Raw genomic sequence first — 17839 nt, 5'->3', positions numbered from 1 at the left:
TATTGATTTGATACCAACGCCTACTTAAGCGGAAAAATATTGTTGGCTAAAATGTTGAACGCAGTGAAAACAGCCAACTGTATTTTTTCCGTTTGAAGGTCTTGATAGCTATTTATTGACCACCAAATTTTCTCTAGCTATGGGGTCTCCATGCAGGATAATCGTTTCTATATTGTTCCACGATTCTATAGAGTCTAAAGGATTAGCTTTAAGCAACAAAAGGTTAGCAATTTTGCCAACTTCTACAGTGCCATAATCTTTATCAATTCTGAATTGTTTAGCATTATTAATGGTTGCCGCTGCGAGTACTTCTTCCAGCGATAGCCCTGCGGTAACCATAGCTTTCATTTCTTGGTAGGTTGTCAGTCCAGGTTGATTAGCAAAACTAGGACTTCCAGGGAAGTCCGAAGCCAATAAAATAGGATGGTTAGAACTTCTTAAATATTGAATGACTTTATTGCCTTTTCCTATTCGGCCATATAAAAATGCATCTGAAATTGATTGATCAGGCATTCCTTCAAAGCCAATTCGAAGCTCTTCTTTGAACCATTGCGCTTCAGTAGTTTTATACCAATCAATAAGTGACTTAGGTGTAATGGATGAAAATTCAGGAGAATTAACAATAATAGGGAGCATTACTTCACCTAAGCCAGCAATCACTCTTTGTGTTGGCATATAACCTACTTCGTCATTGATCATTTTATCCAGTGTGTTAGATATTTCTTTAGGTATATTTTGTTCGCGATTATATTGCCCCCAATTCCACATACCATGAGCGATAATATCAACATCTGCGGCAAGTGCTAATTGTTGCATATCTAAGGCATTAGCATGAGCGACTATCAGTAAATTAGACTTTTCAGCAGCTAATTTAATGCGTTGTAGTGTGTTAGTTGAAAGTGTTGCCCATTGGTTAGCATTACCATAACCGTCTTCAAAATAAAGCTTTATACACGAAGCACCTGAATCGGCAACTTTCCCAATTAACCTTTCTACAGAGTTCTTTGCAGTTGCTTCTGCGCTTTCATCAATTAAATAAGTAAACATTGATCTTGATAGATCGTCTGTTTTCTCTATATATGGAAAGGTGTTTTTTGATGTTAATACTTCGCAGCGAAAATAATCAGGGTGATGAGGCGCAGAAGTAAAATGATTGAAACTCACTCCCGGGTTCGGATCAAGTATTTGAGTTACCCCATAAAATAAAAAACTTCTTGGCTGTTGTTCAAAATATGCTTGTGCGAGTTTCGGGTTTTTAGCCGCCACTGGCTCAACACCAAACCCCATACCTGGGATTGACGATACATGTGCATGGCTATCCATAAGACCTGGCGTTAAAAATTTACCTAAACCATTTATTTTAAGATCGTAAGATGTAATCTTTTTGCTCGTTATTTCGGTAATTCGTCCATCACTTATTAATACATTCATCTGAACTTTTGGATCTTGCAAATGAGATGAAACGATAGTGACATTTTCTATTAGAACTTTTTTTTCCGCTAATGAAGCAAAAGAAAACAAAGAAATTGAGAATAATAATACTTTAAGCATGATACTTCCATGTGAGACTAATTGAATAGCTAACACTTTCCATAACCGGTTTGTGAGACTCTTTCACAAATCCGGTTCATGGTTTTGTTATGTCATTTTGCTTCGTATACTTATATTCACAAGATACAACAGCTCCACACAAACCACTAAGAACAAGCAAAGAGACAGCGCTAACGACACTCCATATACTCCCAATTATTGCAATACCGCTATTATCTGGGGTGTTAAAAGACATTGTCGCTCCACCTAGCTCCTTTGTCATCGTTTCCGAACCGAGGAATGGAATCGCAATAATTAGAAAAAAAGTTATCAAAAACAATAGATAACTGAGTACACCAATTAATCTTGTGGCGAACAATAGGGGTTTTAAATTCTCAGATTTCAATGTTGAATAGGGGTAAAGTTTCATTAAAAGTTCCTTTTTTAGTTAAAAACACTATTAGCTAGTATGAGACATAACAACTTTGTATCCGACATTTGTCGTTTTATAAACCGACAAATGTCTAAATATTACAATTAATCTAATGTAACCAGCGAATAAGCACATGTAAACAATTAGTTACCTCTCACCTAAATTTACGGAATGTAGAAAAACACCAAAATGGTAGAGATCAGTAATATTGAACAAAGGAGTAATGCACTAATAAATAAAAAATATAGACTTTTTCGTTTGACCTTTAACCTCGAACCTTTTCCCTTTAAGCTTTGCCCCACAAAAAAGCCGCTGTTAATTACAAACAGCGGCTTTCTTTCTAAAGCTTATAGCAAAAAACTGACAGCTAGTACTTTAAGCTTTACCAATCACTTCAAGTCCACCCATGTATGGGCGTAATACTTCTGGTACGACTACTGAGCCGTCGGCTTGTTGGTAGTTTTCTAGTATTGCTACAAGTGTACGCCCTACCGCTAAACCCGAGCCGTTTAGTGTGTGTAAAAGCTCTGGTTTTTTAGCGCCTTCACGACGAAAACGTGCTTGCATACGGCGTGCTTGGAAATCAACCATGTTTGAACAAGACGAAATTTCGCGATAGGTGTCTTGCGCTGGTAACCATACTTCTAAATCGTAGGTTTTAGCTGCGCCGAAGCCCATATCGCCCATACATAAAATCACTTTACGGTATGGCAATTCAAGCGCTTGTAAAATTTGCTCTGCATGGCCTGTTAGCTCTTCGAGTGCTTGCATTGAATCTTCTGGTTTTACAAGCTGAACTAGTTCAACTTTATCAAACTGGTGCTGACGGATTAAACCGCGTGTATCGCGACCGTAGCTGCCTGCTTCACTTCTAAAACATGGCGTGTGCGCTGTTAAGCGAATTGGTAAATCGCTTTCTTCGTAAATTTCATCACGTGCGCTGTTTGTAAGCGGTACTTCTGCCGTAGGAATAAGGCTAAAGCCAGCTTGCTGCTCGCCATCATCATTCACTAGGCCTAATGTGTGGAATAAATCACCCGCAAACTTAGGTAATTGGCTGGTGCCGTAAAGGCTTGCACTATTAACTAAGTACGGTACATACATTTCTGTGTAGCCGTTTGTGTCTGTGTGGGTATCTAGCATGTATTGGGTAAGTGCTCGGTGCATACGTGCTACTTGGCCGCGCATTACTGTAAAACGTGCGCCACTAATTTTAACGCCCATTTCAAAGTCTAAGCCGTTTAGGTCTTGCCCTACGTCAACGTGATCTTTTACCTCAAAGTCGTATTTTTTAGGGGTGCCCCACGTTAAAATTTCTACGTTGTCGTCTTCGTCAGCGCCTTCTGGTACCGACTCATCCGGTAAATTTGGAATTGCTAAGGCAATTTGTTTAATTGCTTCTAACACTTCATCTTGTTCAGCTTTAGCTGCGTCTAATTCGCTGCCTAAGTTAGCAACTGCGTCTAGCAATGGCTGTGCGTCTTCGCCTTTTGCTTTAGCTTGACCAATGGCTTTAGCACTGGCGTTACGTTGACTTTGAAGTTCTTGCGTTTTTACTTGTAATGTTTTGCGTTTTTCTTCAAGTTCAGTCACTACCGCTACATCTAGTTCATAACCACGTGCGGCTAAACGTGCTGCAGTTTGTTCGACATCTTGACGTAAATATTTAGAATCTAACATGTTAGTTTTTTAACCTTTTTGCATTACTAGCTGAAGGCCCAGCCAAGCCATAAAAATACACACCATCACGTTTAAGATGATATTGAGGGCCATTTTAATAAAGTGACCTTGTTGTAATAACAACAACGAATCCATTGAGAATGTTGAAAAGGTGGTTAACGCACCTAAAAAGCCAATTCCGATGAGGGTTTTAGCGGGACTAACGGCAATAACCTGCTTATCGATTAAACCGTACAAAATGCCCATCAACAATGAACCCAGAATATTAACCGTCAACGTGCCAAAAGGGAATCCCCTACCGAGGAGTTTTAGCATGGTTTCGCTAATAAAAAACCGTAAACAAGCTCCTGACGCTCCGCCAAGGGCTATCATCATGTAAAGTTTAATCATGCTCATAACGTTTTACTGGGCTTTGTGCGTCGCGCTCTTTTAAATAATCGAGCTTTTGTTTAATTTTTTGCTCAAGTCCACGATCACTTGGCTGATAGTATTGTTTGTCATCCATTTCTGGCGGTAGATATTTTTCGCCAGCAGCAAATGCACCCTCTTCGTTATGCGCATAACGATACTCTGCACCATACCCTAAGTCTTTCATTAAGTTGGTGGGGGCGTTGCGTAAATGCTCTGGTACGGGGTAGCTTGGCTGATTTTTAGCATCGTCTTTGGCTTGATTAAACGCCATATAAACCGCATTGCTTTTAGGTGCGCTAGCCAAGTACAAAGTGGCCTGTGCAATGGCGCGCTCACCTTCACTGGGGCCAACACGTTGGAATATATCCCATGCGTTTAAAGCCACTTCCATCGCTCGTGGATCGGCGTTGCCTATGTCTTCGGTGGCAATTGCTAATAAGCGCCTTGCAACATACAGCGGGTCGCCGCCACCGGCTAAAATACGGCAGTACCAATAAAGCGCACCATCGGGTGAACTGCCTCGCACCGATTTATGAAACGCCGAAATTAAATCGTAAAATTCATCGCCGCCTTTATCGTATTTCGCTAAATGCGTAGGGAGTACTTGGCTGAGTACCTGTTCATCAACATGAAATTGGCCGTTTTGCTCAGTGGTTAAATCGACTGCTTGCTCGAGTAAATTAAGCACTTTACGAGCATCGCCACCACTTGCTTGGCATAGCGCCTGTTTGGCGTTATCTGCAATCACGATGTGTTTTTGGCTTAATTGCTCATCTTGTTTAAGTGCACGCTCTATTACCGTGTATAAATCGCTTTCTTGCAAGGATTTTAATACATACACCCTTGCACGAGACAAAATCGCATTGTTAAGTGCAAACGAGGGGTTTTCGGTGGTGGCGCCTACAAATATAAAAGTGCCATCTTCAATGTGGGGTAAAAAGGCGTCTTGCTGAGATTTATTAAAGCGGTGTACTTCATCAACAAACATTAAAGTACGCTGGCCACGGCTTTGTAAGTTATCGCGCGCTTGGGTTACGCTATCGCGAATATCTTTTACGCCCGCCGTTACTGCCGACATTTGAATTAGTTCAGCGTCGGCATGGTTGGCAATAATTTGCGCTAGCGTAGTTTTACCTACCCCCGGCGGCCCCCATAAAATTAAACTATGGCAACGCCCTGCAACAATAGCTTGATGCAGCGGCTTGTCGCTACTTAGTAAATGCTGTTGCCCTATGTAATCGTTAAGCGATAAAGGGCGCATACGCGCAGCGAGTGGGCGTACATCGGGCCCAAAGTTAAAACCTAAATTACTCACCGTTACTCTGATCGTCTATTTCTACACCCGCTGGCGGGGTAAATTCAAAAGTTGTTTTATCAAGCTCAGTATTAACCTGTGCATTGCTAAATGTAAACGCAGATAGCTGGCCTGAGTTATCTTTAACTACCAGTTTTGCAAGCCCTTGCTCGTTATCAGCAAAAGTAATATCAAGCTGCTCTACTTGGCTTTCTACGCCTTTATTTGGGGTAATGCTAAAGCCTAAATCGGTGGCATGCACGCTGTATTTTTCCCATTGCGCAGGGTCTTTAGAGGTGAGCAATATAAACGGTGTAGAATCAATTAAACCGCTGGTTTTCATAATGGTTACTTGCTCAGCAAAGCTATCAAAGTAATAGGTTTTATCGCCGTTTGACACAAATAAGGTGTCGTCTGGGTTAGTTTGCTGCCAGCGAATCATCAATGGCTGTTGCAGCGCAATATTGCCTTGGCCTTGCATTACCAGTTGGCCTTCACCGTCGGTTACGTTTTGTTTAAATTGTGCTTTAAAGCTTTTTAAGGTCGATAACTTGTCTTGTAATGCTTGGCTGTCGTCAGCAAAACTGGGCATAGCAACTAAACTGCCCAATACCAATAATAAACTACTTAATTTTTTCATTAATTTGCTCCATTAGGTACTAATACATCGCGCGCGCCGTTATGTCCTGGTGCACTCACGATACCTGATGTTTCCATTTGTTCTACTAAACGTGCAGCACGGTTATAGCCTACACGTAATTTACGTTGTACTGATGATACCGACACTTTACCGGTTTCTATTACAAAGGCGACCGCTTCGTCATATAACGGATCTGACTCTTCATCGCCATTTTCGCTGGCCTCCCCTGGTAATAAAATGTCTTCAGTGGCATCGCCATTTAAAATTTCATCTATGTAATTTGGTTTAGCACGAGCTTTCCAATCGTTTACTACGGCATGTACTTCATGGTCGTCTACAAACGCGCCATGCACACGCTCTGGCACACTGGTGCCTGGCGGTAAATAAAGCATGTCACCCATGCCTAATAAGTTTTCTGCGCCTTGTTGATCAAGTATGGTGCGCGAATCTATTTTACTTGATACCTGAAACGCCATACGTGTAGGTATATTCGCTTTAATCAAACCGGTTATTACATCAACCGACGGACGCTGCGTTGCTAAAATTAAATGAATACCCGCAGCACGCGCTTTTTGCGCAATACGAGCAATTAACTCTTCAACTTTTTTACCAACAATCATCATCATGTCGGCAAATTCGTCAATAACCACCACTATGCTAGGTAATTTGTCTAGCTCATCAGGGCCGTCTTTCATGCCATCGGTGTCTTTAAATAATGGATCCATAATTGGGTAGCCCGCTTCTTTGGCTTCCATTACTTTTTGGTTGTACCCTTTTAAGTTACGCACACCTAAAGCCGACATCAGCTTATAGCGGCGTTCCATTTCACCTACACACCAACGCAGCGCGTTAGCGGCTTCTTTCATGTCGGTTACAACTTCACATAATAAATGCGGAATGCCTTCGTATACTGAAAGCTCAAGCATTTTCGGGTCAATCATGATCATACGAACATCTTCAGGGCCCGATTTATACAGTAAGCTTAATATCATTACATTAACGCCCACTGACTTACCTGAACCTGTTGTACCGGCCACTAATAAATGTGGCATTTTACCTAAGTCGGCACACACAGGTTGCCCTGCAATATCTTTACCTAGCACCATGGTTAATGGCGAGGGATTTTGCTCAAACTTAGGCGCGTTTATGACTTCTGATAAACGTACAATTTCACGGTATTTATTAGGCAACTCAATACCGATATAGGTTTTACCTGGAATAACTTCAACCACGCGCACACTAATTGCCGAAAGTGAACGCGCTAAATCTTTTGACAGCCCAGTAATTTTAGACACCTTAATACCCGGTGCTAAATCAAGCTCAAAACGAGTCACAACAGGCCCTGGGTAAACTCCAACCACGGTTGCTTGCACGTTAAAATCGAGTAGTTTTGTTTCTACAAGGCGCGATACACTATCAAGCTCTTCTTGCGAAATTGGGTTTTTTGCTTTGTCGGGTCTGTCGAGTAAATCTAATGATGGCAATGGCCCCGGAGGTGGCTCTTGCTCTAATAATTGCTCAAACTTCTCTTTGGCAGTTGGCGGCGGTTGAAACCCTGATTTTGGCTTGTTAATTGGCCTTGCTGGTGAAACCACGGTTGTGGCTGGTTTTTCAGGTTCAACCACTGGGCTTTGATCAAGCGCATTAAGTGCTGCCTCTGTGTCCATAGGTTCATCGTCTATGGCGCTAAAGCTAATTTCTTGATCGAGTATTTGGTCGAGTTCGTCAAACGGCATAAACTCGTCGTCTTGAGGAGCATTAACCTTAGTTGCAGGTTTATCGATTGCTTTGGGTTTGTCTGCTGTTTTATTAGCAAGTTCAGGTTCTTGTTGGCGTGTGTCGTCTTCAAAATAGGCATCGGGTTGCTCGTCTTGAACTTTACCTGCAATGCGTTCGCGTTGCATCCAACCGCGAGCATAGGTAACCAAAAAGCGGTATAACCTAACAATTAAATCACCCAAGTAATCAACAAATTGTACCCACGACACACCCGTTAATAGGGTTAATCCTGCAAAAAAGAAACACAGCAGTAAAATAGAGGTACCGGTAAAATTAAACGCAGGCATCATCGCCGATGCAATCACATCGCCCACCACCCCACCGGATGAAAAATTATAAATATCGTCAAAATTAATACTGCTGATAGCGGTGGCTGAGGTAATAAACAGCGCAAAGCCAATAATACGTAATCCAAGTGTGGTGTAATCGAGTTGCAAAATACGGTGTGGCTGCTTAAACACTAAATAGCCAAGCAGCTGAATAGCCGCTGGCACAAAATAGGCAAGCCAGCCAAAGGTAAGTAATAGTATGTCGGCCACCCACGCGCCCGCTGTACCCGTAATATTTTGTACATTGGTAAATTCACCCGTTTGCGACCAAGCAGGATCGGCAGGATGAAAACTAATTAAAGCACATAAAATAAATACCGCTGCAAAGGTGCTGACGATCAGCCCCGTTTCTAATAGTCTTTGTACACCGTTTAGGCGCATAATTACCTATCCCTCATTATTATTTTTTACACTCACTTGGCAATAGAATACCTTAGCAGGAAATGTATTTTGATGCACTTTATCTTAACCATGATGGCCTGATTATGAACAAGTTTTTATTATTTAGTCGTACACTCATTAAAAAAGCAAAGTTGGCTGCAACAATAAAAGTATATTAAAGGCTGTTACTTTATCATTAAGCAACAAAAGGACGGATCACCACGCCTTCTTCACCTTTTACTTCTTCCATGACTACGTAGGTACGACTTTCACTCACATTGGGCAGCTTTAATAATATATCACCGAGTACGCCTCGGTATTCTGACATATCGTTAACCCGGGTTTTTAATAAAAAGTCGAAATTACCCGAAACCAAATGACATTCTATAATTTCTTCGTGCTTTCTAACAGCAGCACTGAACTCTTCAAACACGTCGGGCGATGTTTTGGTAATGGTTACTTCCACATACACAGAAAGCCCTTGACCAAGCTTGGCAGGATCAACCACGGCTTTATAGCCTAAAATATACCCTTCTCGCTCTAGCTTTTTCACTCGCTCTAGACAGGGCGTGGCGCTTAGGCCAACTCGTCGGGCCAGTTCAACATTTGACAGGCGGCCATCAAGTTGTAATTCGACTAAAATTTTGCGATCAATACGGTCTAATAAGTTATGCATGGCTTTTTAGTTTTTTATTCTAATAAAATTAATTTTACAGATACTAACACTACAAAGGGCTTAAAAAAAGGTGAGACACACTACCCTAGCATGAATATAATAGTGGAAAATTTTTATCCCGTTCTAACAAGGCAAAATTATGATTATTGGTGTACCTAAAGAAATTAAAAACCACGAGTACCGTGTAGGTATGGTTCCTGCGAGTGTTCGCGAACTTGTAAATCACGGCCACCAAGTGATTGTTGAAACGAATGCTGGTATGGGCATTGGTTTTACAAATGATGATTATGTTCAAGCAGGCGCTGAAATTTTAGAAACAGCTGCTGACGTTTTTGCAAAAGCAGAAATGATCATCAAGGTAAAAGAGCCACAAGCTGTTGAGCGTGCAATGTTACGTGAAGACCAGATTCTTTTCACTTACCTTCACCTTGCACCGGATCTTCCACAAACTGAAGACCTTGTTAAAAGTAAAGCAATCTGTATTGCGTATGAAACTGTGACTGATTCACGCGGTGGTTTACCACTTTTAGCGCCAATGAGTGAAGTTGCTGGTCGTATGTCTATTCAAGCAGGTGCACAAGCGCTAGAAAAAGCTAACCACGGTCGTGGTATGTTACTAGGTGGTGTACCAGGTGTTGAGCCAGCTAAAGTAGTTGTTATTGGCGGCGGCATGGTTGGTCGTAGCGCTGCACAAATGGCCGTTGGCCTAGGTGCTGAGGTTGTAGTACTTGACCGCAACATCGACGTATTACGTGCACTAGACGCACAGTTTGGTAACAAAGTTAAAGCTATTTACTCAACAGCTGACGCGCTTGAGAAGCACGTACTTGAAGCTGACCTAGTAATTGGTGGTGTACTTATCCCAGGTGCTGCTGCACCTAAACTAGTAACTGCTGAACACATTAAAGCAATGAAGCCTGGCGCTGCAATTGTTGACGTTGCAATCGACCAAGGTGGTTGTATTGCTACGTCTAAAGCAACTACGCACGCTGATCCTACTTTCATCGTTGATGAAGTTGTTCACTACTGTGTTGCTAACATGCCAGGTGCTGTTCCACGTACATCTACGTTTGCACTTAACAATGCAACATTACCGTTTATCATTAACCTTGCAAACAAAGGTTACAAAAAGGCACTACTAGATGACGCTCACTTCTTAAAAGGCTTAAACGTACTTAAAGGCCAAGTAACTTACAAAGAAGTAGCTGAAGCGTTCAACATGGAATATGTTGACCCACGCACTGCAGTAGAAAACGCGTAACTATTATTGTTACCGTTTATACCTAAGTCATCATTAGGTATAAGCATTAAAAAAGCAGCTAATTAGCTGCTTTTTTTGTATCTACATTTTAGGGTCTGTGGTCAACAGACCCTAATGCTATATAAATCGTTTAATAATAAAGTCGACTTTTACACGCTTAGCTTGACCAAGCAGTTTTTTAACTGGCTGCGGGTAATCGCTCATGGTTTCTAAATCATCAGGGCCGGTTAAACGACGACAATGTTTTAAAATTTCTTGGCGTTCATTATCAATATCGCGCATTATCGTTTGCTCAGGGTCTTCTATCAGAATACCATTTTCGATATCTAGCCCCCATGCACGCGGATTTAAATTATGCCCGCTAAGTAAATGCACTTTACGGTCACAACAAATCCCTTTTAAATGAAACGAGTTACTCTCGTGTTTCCACAGGTAAACGTTTAAGTTGCCATTATCTATGTGGCGTTTTTGCGATTTTACAAATTTATGCAAAATAGTTTCGTATAAATACGGTAATGCACCAATTTTACTAAACGGCTCGCTAGGTGGCAGGTAAAAATCGTTTGCGGTTTTATCGCCCACCACAATAGTGACTTGTTTACCTTGCTTTAATAAGCGACGCAAAGAGCGCATTAAAGGAGCCGGGAAATTAAAATACGGCGTGTATAACACCAACTCTTGCTCCGTAGTGTCAAACAGCGCTTTGATTAAGCGATTAAGTTCGTTATTACGACGGCCTAAACCCAAGAACAAACGAATGCCCATTGCATGAGTATTCAAGTTCTGCGCACTTTTATAGCTTGCCGATTTAAGCTCACGCATAAGTTGCTTTTGTTCAAGTTTAAAGTCAGCCATGCGTTTAAGCGGTCGTTGATCAATTCTTGGAACTGCTTCAGAGCTCAATAAGGTTGATTCGATAAAGTCGACTACTGAGTCACATAACTCGCTTTGCGAAACTAAAAAGTAGCGATCAAGTCGGTATCGGTCGCTATATTGCAAATACACATTGTTTAAACTGGCACCGCTATATAGTAGTGTGTCGTCAATAACAAAGCCTTTTAAATGCAACACCCCAAACAGTTCTTTGGCTTTTACGGGAACACCATACACTTGAACGTTTGAATTAAACTTCTCTAAGCTATCGCAATATAAACTTGCATTGCCCTCTGACTTTTCTGCGCCAATTAAACCGCGTTGCGCGCGATGAAAATCAACCAGTACTTTAATTTCAAGCGAAGGGTTAGCTAACGATGCACTGTGTAGTGCGGCTAAGATTTCACGACCCGCTTCATCATCTTGTAAGTAAAGTGTGGTGATATAAATTCGTTTTTTTGCGTTGGCAATTAAATCTAACAATTGCGTACGGTATTCTTGCGCATTGGTTAAGACGTTAACGTCTTTTGAAGTCAACCCAAATGCGGGTTTCTCTTGCCAAAATAACATAGTTGCCTATTCACTTAGGTCACATAATTAAGCAGTGACAAATCAAAATTAGTTAAAAGATAACAAAAAAAATCAGGCTGGTCATGAATTAACGTCGTTTTATTGGCTAACAGTCTATTTATTAGTCGAGCACTGCTTGTAAGTCATTTGCTAGTACACATTAATGAACAGCTTCGGAATTTGCGAAAAAAAATAATCTCATCTTTTATTTACTTCCTGCTTGTTTTTCTTAGAATCGGGCGCATTAAAACCGTATTAAACGTTTAGGAAAAGATCATGACTGAAGCAAAACATTGTAAGTTACTTATTTTAGGTTCGGGCCCTGCTGGCTACACAGCCGCAGTTTACGCTGCACGTGCTAATTTAAACCCTGTTTTAATTACAGGTATTCAACAAGGTGGCCAGCTAACAACCACTACTGAAGTTGAAAACTGGCCTGGCGATGCACACGGTTTAACCGGCCCTGCATTAATGGATCGTATGAAAGAGCATGCAGAACGCTTTGAAACTGAAATTGTGTTCGACCACATCAACAAAGTTGACGTATCTAAGCGCCCTTTCACACTAACTGGTGACCAAGGTACTTACACATGTGATGCTTTAATTATTGCAACCGGTGCCTCTGCGAAATATTTAGGCTTAGAGTCTGAGACTAATTTCCAAGGTCGTGGTGTTTCTGCTTGTGCAACCTGTGACGGGTTTTTCTATAAAGGCCAAAAAGTAGCGGTTGTTGGTGGTGGTAACACGGCTGTTGAAGAAGCGTTATACCTGTCTAACATTGCTGATGAAGTTCATGTTATCCACCGTCGTGATAGTTTCCGTAGTGAAAAAATTCTTGCAGACCGCCTTGCTGAAAAAGCAGCAAACGGTAACGTTGTAATGCACTACAACCGTACACTTGATGAAGTGCTTGGTGACCAAATGGGTGTGACCGGCGTTCGCATCAAAGATGTGGCATCAGATGCTACTGAAGAACTTGATTTAGCGGGTGTATTTATTGCCATTGGCCATAAGCCAAACACCGATATGTTTGAAGGTCAGCTAGAAATGAAAGACGGCTACCTAGTGGTTGAATCTGGTCTTAACGGTAATGCAACTCAAACAAGTGTGCCAGGCGTATTTGCTGCCGGTGATGTGTCTGATCATATTTACCGTCAAGCTATCACCTCTGCCGGTACTGGCTGTATGGCTGCACTTGATGCAGAACGCTTTTTAGATAACCTATAAGCATACATAGCATACTTTTGGGGCTGAATTTTCAGCCCTTTTTTGTGCCCAAACATTACGCCCGAAATAATTGCACTCGCACCAATATTCACTAAACTTATAGTTGAAATTAGTCTTATTTATACAATTAATGGCTCAGGTGCGATAGGATCTAAGGGTGAGCAACAAATACCGTCAAATTATATAAGTAAAACTAGCTATAATTATCGTCAGGAATAAAAGCTTTATTCATTTAGGCATTACTAGAAACTGTAAAATCAGTTAAAATGCTTAACTTCATATCAAGTAAATTACCGAGAGTTTTCTATGAGTTTGTATACAAAATATATGGAAGAAATCCAAACCCGTAAAACGGAGCTTGGATTAAGCCCACAACCAATCGATAGCGCTGAACTAGTATCAGAAATAATTAATCAAATTAAAGATACTAATAACGAGCACCGTAAAGATTCACTGCATTTCTTTATTTTTAATACTTTACCTGGAACAACCAGTGCTGCGGGCGTTAAAGCACAGTTTCTAAAAGAAATCATTTTAGGTGAAGAGCACGTTGCAGAGATCACTCCAGAATTTGCATTCGAACTACTTTCACACATGAAAGGCGGCCCATCGATTGAAATGCTAATTGATTTAGCCTTTGCTGATGACGCAAAAATCGCAGCACAAGCTGCAGAAGTACTGAAAACTCAGGTATTCTTATACGATGCAGATATGGAGCGCATTAAAGCGGCCTACGAATCAGGTAACCCAATTGCTAAAGAATTACTAGAGAGCTTCTCAAAAGCTGAATTCTTCACAAAACTACCTGACATCGAAGAAAAAATCGAAGTAGTAACTTACATTGCTGGTGAAGGCGACATCTCAACTGATTTACTGTCTCCAGGTAACCAAGCACACTCGCGTGCTGACCGTGAATTACACGGTAAGTGCATGATCACTGAAGAAGCACAACAAGAAATTGTTGCCCTTCAAAAGAAACACCCTAACGCTAAAGTAATGCTTATTGCTGAAAAAGGCACCATGGGCGTTGGTTCATCACGTATGTCTGGTGTGAATAACGTAGCACTTTGGGCTGGTAAACAAGCAAGTCCATACGTTCCTTTCATCAACATTGCACCTGTTGTTGCAGGTACTAACGGTATTGCACCAATCTTCTTAACAACGGTTGATGTAACTGGCGGTATTGGTCTTGACCTTAAAAACTGGGTTAAGAAAGTAGATGCAGACGGCAATACAGTAACTGATGCAAATGGTGACGCTGTGCTTGAAGAAGCCTACTCTGTTGCTACTGGTACTGTGCTAACAATCAATACTAATGAGAAAAAGCTTTATAACGGTGATAAAGAGCTTGTTGATATTTCATCAGCATTCACACCGCAAAAAGTTGAATTCATGAGAGCTGGCGGTTCTTACGCAGTTGTATTCGGTAAAAAACTACAAACGTTTGCTGCTGAAACTCTTGGCATTGAAACGCCGCTTGTTTATGCACCTTCAAAAGAAATTTCACACGAAGGCCAAGGCTTAACAGCGGTTGAAAAAATCTTTAACCGTAACGCGGTAGGTGTACTATCAGATACGCCACTTCACGCTGGCTCAAATGTTCGTGTTAAAGTGAACATCGTTGGTTCGCAAGATACAACCGGTCCAATGACAGCGCAAGAATTAGAAGCCATGGCTGCTTCAACGATTTCACCTCTTGTTGATGGTGCCTATCAATCTGGTTGTCATACAGCATCAGTATGGGATAGCAAAGCACAAGCAAACATTCCTAAACTAATGGCGTTTATGAATAAGTTTGGTTTGATCACTGCACGTGACCCGAAAGGCGTTTACCATGCAATGACTGACGTTATTCACAAAGTATTGAACGACATTACAATTGATGATCGCGCTATCATCATTGGTGGTGACTCGCATACACGTATGTCTAAAGGCGTTGCCTTTGGTGCCGATTCAGGTACTGTTGCTGTTGCACTTGCAACCGGTGAATCTGCGATGCCGATTCCTGATTCAGTTAAAGTAACGTTTAAAGGCAAAATGGCTAAGCATATGGATTTCCGCGATGTTGTACATGCAACGCAAGCGCAAATGCTTAAGCAATTTGGCGGCGAAAACGTATTCCAAGGTCGTATCATTGAAGTTCATATTGGTACCCTAATGGCTGACCAAGCGTTTACCTTCACTGACTGGACTGCAGAAATGAAAGCGAAAGCGTCAATCTGTATTTCAAATGATGAAACGTTAATTAAGTCAATTGAACTTGCTAAGTCACGTATCCAAATCATGATCAACAAAGGTATGGAAAACGAAGCACAAACGCTACAAGGTCTAATCGATTTAGCCGACAAGCGTATTGCAGGTATTCAATCTGGTGAAGAGCCAGCACTTTCTCCAGACGACAACGCTAAATACCATGCAGAAGTTGTGGTTGATTTAGACCAAATCGTTGAGCCAATGATTGCCGATCCAGACGTTAATAACGATGATGTTTCTAAGCGTTATACTCACGATGTGATCCGCCCTGTTTCTTTTTACAACGACAAGCCTGTTGATTTAGGTTTTGTTGGTTCGTGTATGGTTCACAAAGGCGATATGAAAATTATTGCTCACATGCTACGTAACCTTGAGAAGAAAAACGGTTCTATCTCATTCAAAGCGCCATTGGTTGTTGCGCCACCAACATACAACATTGTTGATGAGCTTAAAGCGGAAGGCGATTGGGATATTCTTGCTAAATACGCAGGTTTTGAATTTGACGATGCAAAACCAAAAACGGCTGCACGTACTAAGTATGAAAATATCTTATACCTAGAACGCCCTGGTTGTAACCTATGTATGGGTAACCAAGAAAAAGCAGAACCAGGTGATACTGTTATCGCAACATCAACACGTCTTTTCCAAGGCCGTGTAGTAGCCGATACATCTGAGAAAAAAGGTGAATCACTACTAGGTTCTACGCCAGTTGTAGTTCTATCTTCTGTTCTTGGTCGTTTCCCGACTATGGAAGAGTATAAGTCTGCGGTTGAAGGTATTGACCTTACATCGTTTACACCTGTTGAAGAAGCAATGACAACTAAGTTCAACGCAGGTGAAGCTGTACCAGTAAAAGTGGTTAGCTAATTCGATTAGTTTACCATTTAATTAAGCGCGTTTTTTAACGCGCTTTTTTTATGCCTAAAATTTACCTAACAGCAATTTAAGCCCTGCTCAACCCTATGGACAACACAATAATTTGTGGTTTGTGATTTTAAAGCAACAGGTTACACTTTGTCTTGACCATGCAGTTATTCAATCGGTGTTATGACTAAACAACTTTATCAACTCGCTCAAAGCCACTTTGCTTTTCCTGATCCCAACCATGCATTAGATGATCCAGATGGTTTGCTTGCCATTGGTGGATGTTTATCGGTAACGCGGTTAAAAAATGCCTATTTATCTGGTATTTTTCCGTGGTTTAGTGAACACGAGCCAATTATGTGGTGGTCACCGAGTGAGCGCGGTATTGTTGAGCTTAATGACTTTCATGTTAGTAAAAGCTTACGAAAACATTTAAAAAAGCACCCGGTCACCGTAACCATTAATCATGCCTTTGAAGAAGTGATAGAAGCGTGCCGCGATCAACGTCTTGATACCGATGGCACTTGGATCACCCCGCAAATGCAACAGGCGTACATTAATGCCCATCACAATGGCTTGGCCCATAGTTTAGAGGTATGGCGCGAGGGAGAGCTTGCAGGCGGCTTATATGGGATTATGCAAACAGGTGTTTTTTGTGGTGAATCAATGTTTCATCATCAAACAAATTGCTCCAAACTGGCGATGTGGGCGCTGGTTAATTGGCTTAAGCGCCATAATGCGCATTTTATTGATTGCCAATTAGAAAATCCTTATTTAATGTCGTTAGGTGCCAGCGTGATTCCACGTGAAGAATTTTTAACTAAACTTAATAAAGCACAGTGTTACACCCCAGCTGCCAGTATGTGGCAGCCACAGGAGCTAATCGCGATATATGAATGAACAACTTCCGGCTCGTATTGGCCTAAGCCAACCATTTGAATGCAGTTACTTGCCAGATCGCCAAGAGCAATTGCTGGTGATACTCGATCCAAGTTGTTATAGCAGCAATAAGTTTGAGTCGTTATTAGGATTGGGCTTTCGTCGCAGTGGTAACCAAATTTACCGTCCGCACTGCCCTATTTGCAGCGCGTGTAGTTCTGTGCGCGTTTTAGCTGATGAATTTATGCCGACAAAATCGCAAAAACGTAAACTTAACAAAGCAAAAAACCGCTTTGAGGTAAAATATTCTCAAGTTGAACGCGAACAATACTATCCACTTTACAGTAAATACATTAGCTTGCGCCACCAAGACGGTTCTATGTATCCACCTGATAAATCACAATTTCAAAGTTTTTTGTTTTGTAGCTGGTTAACCATCACCTTTATAGAGCTTTGGGATCAAGAAAACTTAGTAGCCGTTGCTGTAACTGATTGTATGGACAACGCTATTTCCGCTATTTATACATTTTTTGACCCTGACTACGAACACTTCAGTTTAGGCACTGTAATGATATTACAGCAGCTTAAATTTGCTAAACAGCAACACAAACAGTTTGTTTATTTAGGCTATCAAATAGATGAATGCGACAAAATGAAGTATAAAACCCAGTTTTTACCTGCCCAAAAACAGCTCAATGACCAGTGGGTGGCTATTTAATTTACAAAAATAGCCCCTGCGCCTTTACTTATTGGCGTATT

Annotated in this window: 13 protein-coding genes; 5 read left to right on the top strand and 8 right to left on the bottom strand. The window is 41.3% G+C overall.

Annotated elements, in window-relative coordinates:
- Positions 1-108: 108 nt before the first annotated feature.
- The 7 genes from CWB75_RS16015 to lrp all read right to left on the bottom strand — a co-directional run bounded on the left by CWB75_RS16015 (position 109) and on the right by lrp (position 9153).
- Complete coding sequence (locus CWB75_RS16015) at positions 109-1551, bottom strand: amidohydrolase family protein (RefSeq protein WP_249362339.1); 1443 nt, start codon at positions 1549-1551, stop codon at positions 109-111.
- Positions 1552-2338: 787 nt separating this feature from the next.
- Complete coding sequence (gene serS, locus CWB75_RS16005; protein WP_008110064.1) at positions 2339-3643, bottom strand: serine--tRNA ligase; 1305 nt, start codon at positions 3641-3643, stop codon at positions 2339-2341.
- Positions 3644-3652: 9 nt separating this feature from the next.
- Positions 3653-4033 carry a fluoride efflux transporter CrcB gene (crcB, locus tag CWB75_RS16000; protein ID WP_010389726.1) on the bottom strand — a complete coding sequence of 127 codons (381 nt, stop codon included), beginning with the start codon at positions 4031-4033 and terminating at the stop codon, positions 3653-3655.
- Positions 4026-5369 carry a replication-associated recombination protein A gene (locus CWB75_RS15995; RefSeq protein WP_138571172.1) on the bottom strand — a complete coding sequence of 448 codons (1344 nt, stop codon included), beginning with the start codon at positions 5367-5369 and terminating at the stop codon, positions 4026-4028. The genes crcB and CWB75_RS15995 overlap by 8 nt, the downstream gene beginning before the upstream one ends.
- Positions 5362-5988: an outer membrane lipoprotein periplasmic chaperone LolA gene (lolA, locus tag CWB75_RS15990; RefSeq protein WP_138571171.1), complete on the bottom strand. Its 627-nt coding sequence runs from the start codon at positions 5986-5988 to the stop codon at positions 5362-5364. Before lolA ends, CWB75_RS15995 begins: the two co-directional genes overlap by 8 nt.
- Positions 5988-8477, bottom strand: a complete 2490-nt coding sequence (locus tag CWB75_RS15985) for a DNA translocase FtsK (protein ID WP_138571170.1) — start codon at positions 8475-8477, stop codon at positions 5988-5990. The genes lolA and CWB75_RS15985 overlap by 1 nt, the downstream gene beginning before the upstream one ends.
- Before the next feature lie 196 nt (positions 8478-8673).
- Complete coding sequence (gene lrp, locus CWB75_RS15980; RefSeq protein WP_008110073.1) at positions 8674-9153, bottom strand: leucine-responsive transcriptional regulator Lrp; 480 nt, start codon at positions 9151-9153, stop codon at positions 8674-8676.
- 139 nt (positions 9154-9292) lie between these two features.
- On the opposite strand from lrp, the gene ald reads away from it, so the two are divergent.
- Positions 9293-10414, top strand: coding sequence for an alanine dehydrogenase (gene ald, locus CWB75_RS15975; protein ID WP_054200757.1), 1122 nt, complete (start codon positions 9293-9295; stop codon positions 10412-10414).
- 117 nt (positions 10415-10531) lie between these two features.
- Here ald and pssA read toward each other — a convergent pair whose 3' ends face one another.
- Positions 10532-11857, bottom strand: coding sequence for a CDP-diacylglycerol--serine O-phosphatidyltransferase (pssA, locus tag CWB75_RS15970; protein ID WP_008110076.1), 1326 nt, complete (start codon positions 11855-11857; stop codon positions 10532-10534).
- A gap of 276 nt (positions 11858-12133) precedes the next feature.
- Between pssA and trxB the strand changes: the two genes are divergently transcribed.
- The 4 genes from trxB to CWB75_RS15950 all read left to right on the top strand — a co-directional run bounded on the left by trxB (position 12134) and on the right by CWB75_RS15950 (position 17798).
- Positions 12134-13084: a thioredoxin-disulfide reductase gene (gene trxB / locus CWB75_RS15965; RefSeq protein WP_008110078.1), complete on the top strand. Its 951-nt coding sequence runs from the start codon at positions 12134-12136 to the stop codon at positions 13082-13084.
- 306 nt (positions 13085-13390) lie between these two features.
- Entirely contained in the window at positions 13391-16204 is a 2814-nt protein-coding gene (locus CWB75_RS15960) for a bifunctional aconitate hydratase 2/2-methylisocitrate dehydratase (RefSeq protein WP_138571169.1), read from the top strand.
- 180 nt (positions 16205-16384) lie between these two features.
- Positions 16385-17101, top strand: a complete 717-nt coding sequence (gene aat, locus CWB75_RS15955; protein WP_138571168.1) for a leucyl/phenylalanyl-tRNA--protein transferase — start codon at positions 16385-16387, stop codon at positions 17099-17101.
- Positions 17094-17798 carry an arginyltransferase gene (locus CWB75_RS15950; protein ID WP_010389715.1) on the top strand — a complete coding sequence of 235 codons (705 nt, stop codon included), beginning with the start codon at positions 17094-17096 and terminating at the stop codon, positions 17796-17798. The genes aat and CWB75_RS15950 overlap by 8 nt, the downstream gene beginning before the upstream one ends.
- Positions 17799-17839 lie beyond the last annotated feature (41 nt).

It is taken from the genome of Pseudoalteromonas sp. S1608 (assembly GCF_005887265.1).
GTDB lineage: Bacteria > Pseudomonadota > Gammaproteobacteria > Enterobacterales > Alteromonadaceae > Pseudoalteromonas > Pseudoalteromonas undina.
The sequence above is the reverse complement of the archived record's forward strand: the minus strand, read 5'-3'. Positions and strand labels throughout refer to the sequence as shown.

Coding starts and splice junctions, on each gene's coding strand:
- trxB (WP_008110078.1), top strand. CDS start 12,134: ATGACTGAAGCAAAACATTGTAAGTTACTTATTTTAGGTTCGGGCCCT.
- lrp (WP_008110073.1), bottom strand. CDS start 9,153: ATGCATAACTTATTAGACCGTATTGATCGCAAAATTTTAGTCGAATTA.
- CWB75_RS15960 (WP_138571169.1), top strand. CDS start 13,391: ATGAGTTTGTATACAAAATATATGGAAGAAATCCAAACCCGTAAAACG.
- CWB75_RS15985 (WP_138571170.1), bottom strand. CDS start 8,477: ATGCGCCTAAACGGTGTACAAAGACTATTAGAAACGGGGCTGATCGTC.
- crcB (WP_010389726.1), bottom strand. CDS start 4,033: ATGATTAAACTTTACATGATGATAGCCCTTGGCGGAGCGTCAGGAGCT.
- lolA (WP_138571171.1), bottom strand. CDS start 5,988: ATGAAAAAATTAAGTAGTTTATTATTGGTATTGGGCAGTTTAGTTGCT.
- CWB75_RS15950 (WP_010389715.1), top strand. CDS start 17,094: ATGAATGAACAACTTCCGGCTCGTATTGGCCTAAGCCAACCATTTGAA.
- serS (WP_008110064.1), bottom strand. CDS start 3,643: ATGTTAGATTCTAAATATTTACGTCAAGATGTCGAACAAACTGCAGCA.
- ald (WP_054200757.1), top strand. CDS start 9,293: ATGATTATTGGTGTACCTAAAGAAATTAAAAACCACGAGTACCGTGTA.
- pssA (WP_008110076.1), bottom strand. CDS start 11,857: ATGTTATTTTGGCAAGAGAAACCCGCATTTGGGTTGACTTCAAAAGAC.
- aat (WP_138571168.1), top strand. CDS start 16,385: ATGACTAAACAACTTTATCAACTCGCTCAAAGCCACTTTGCTTTTCCT.
- CWB75_RS16015 (WP_249362339.1), bottom strand. CDS start 1,551: ATGCTTAAAGTATTATTATTCTCAATTTCTTTGTTTTCTTTTGCTTCA.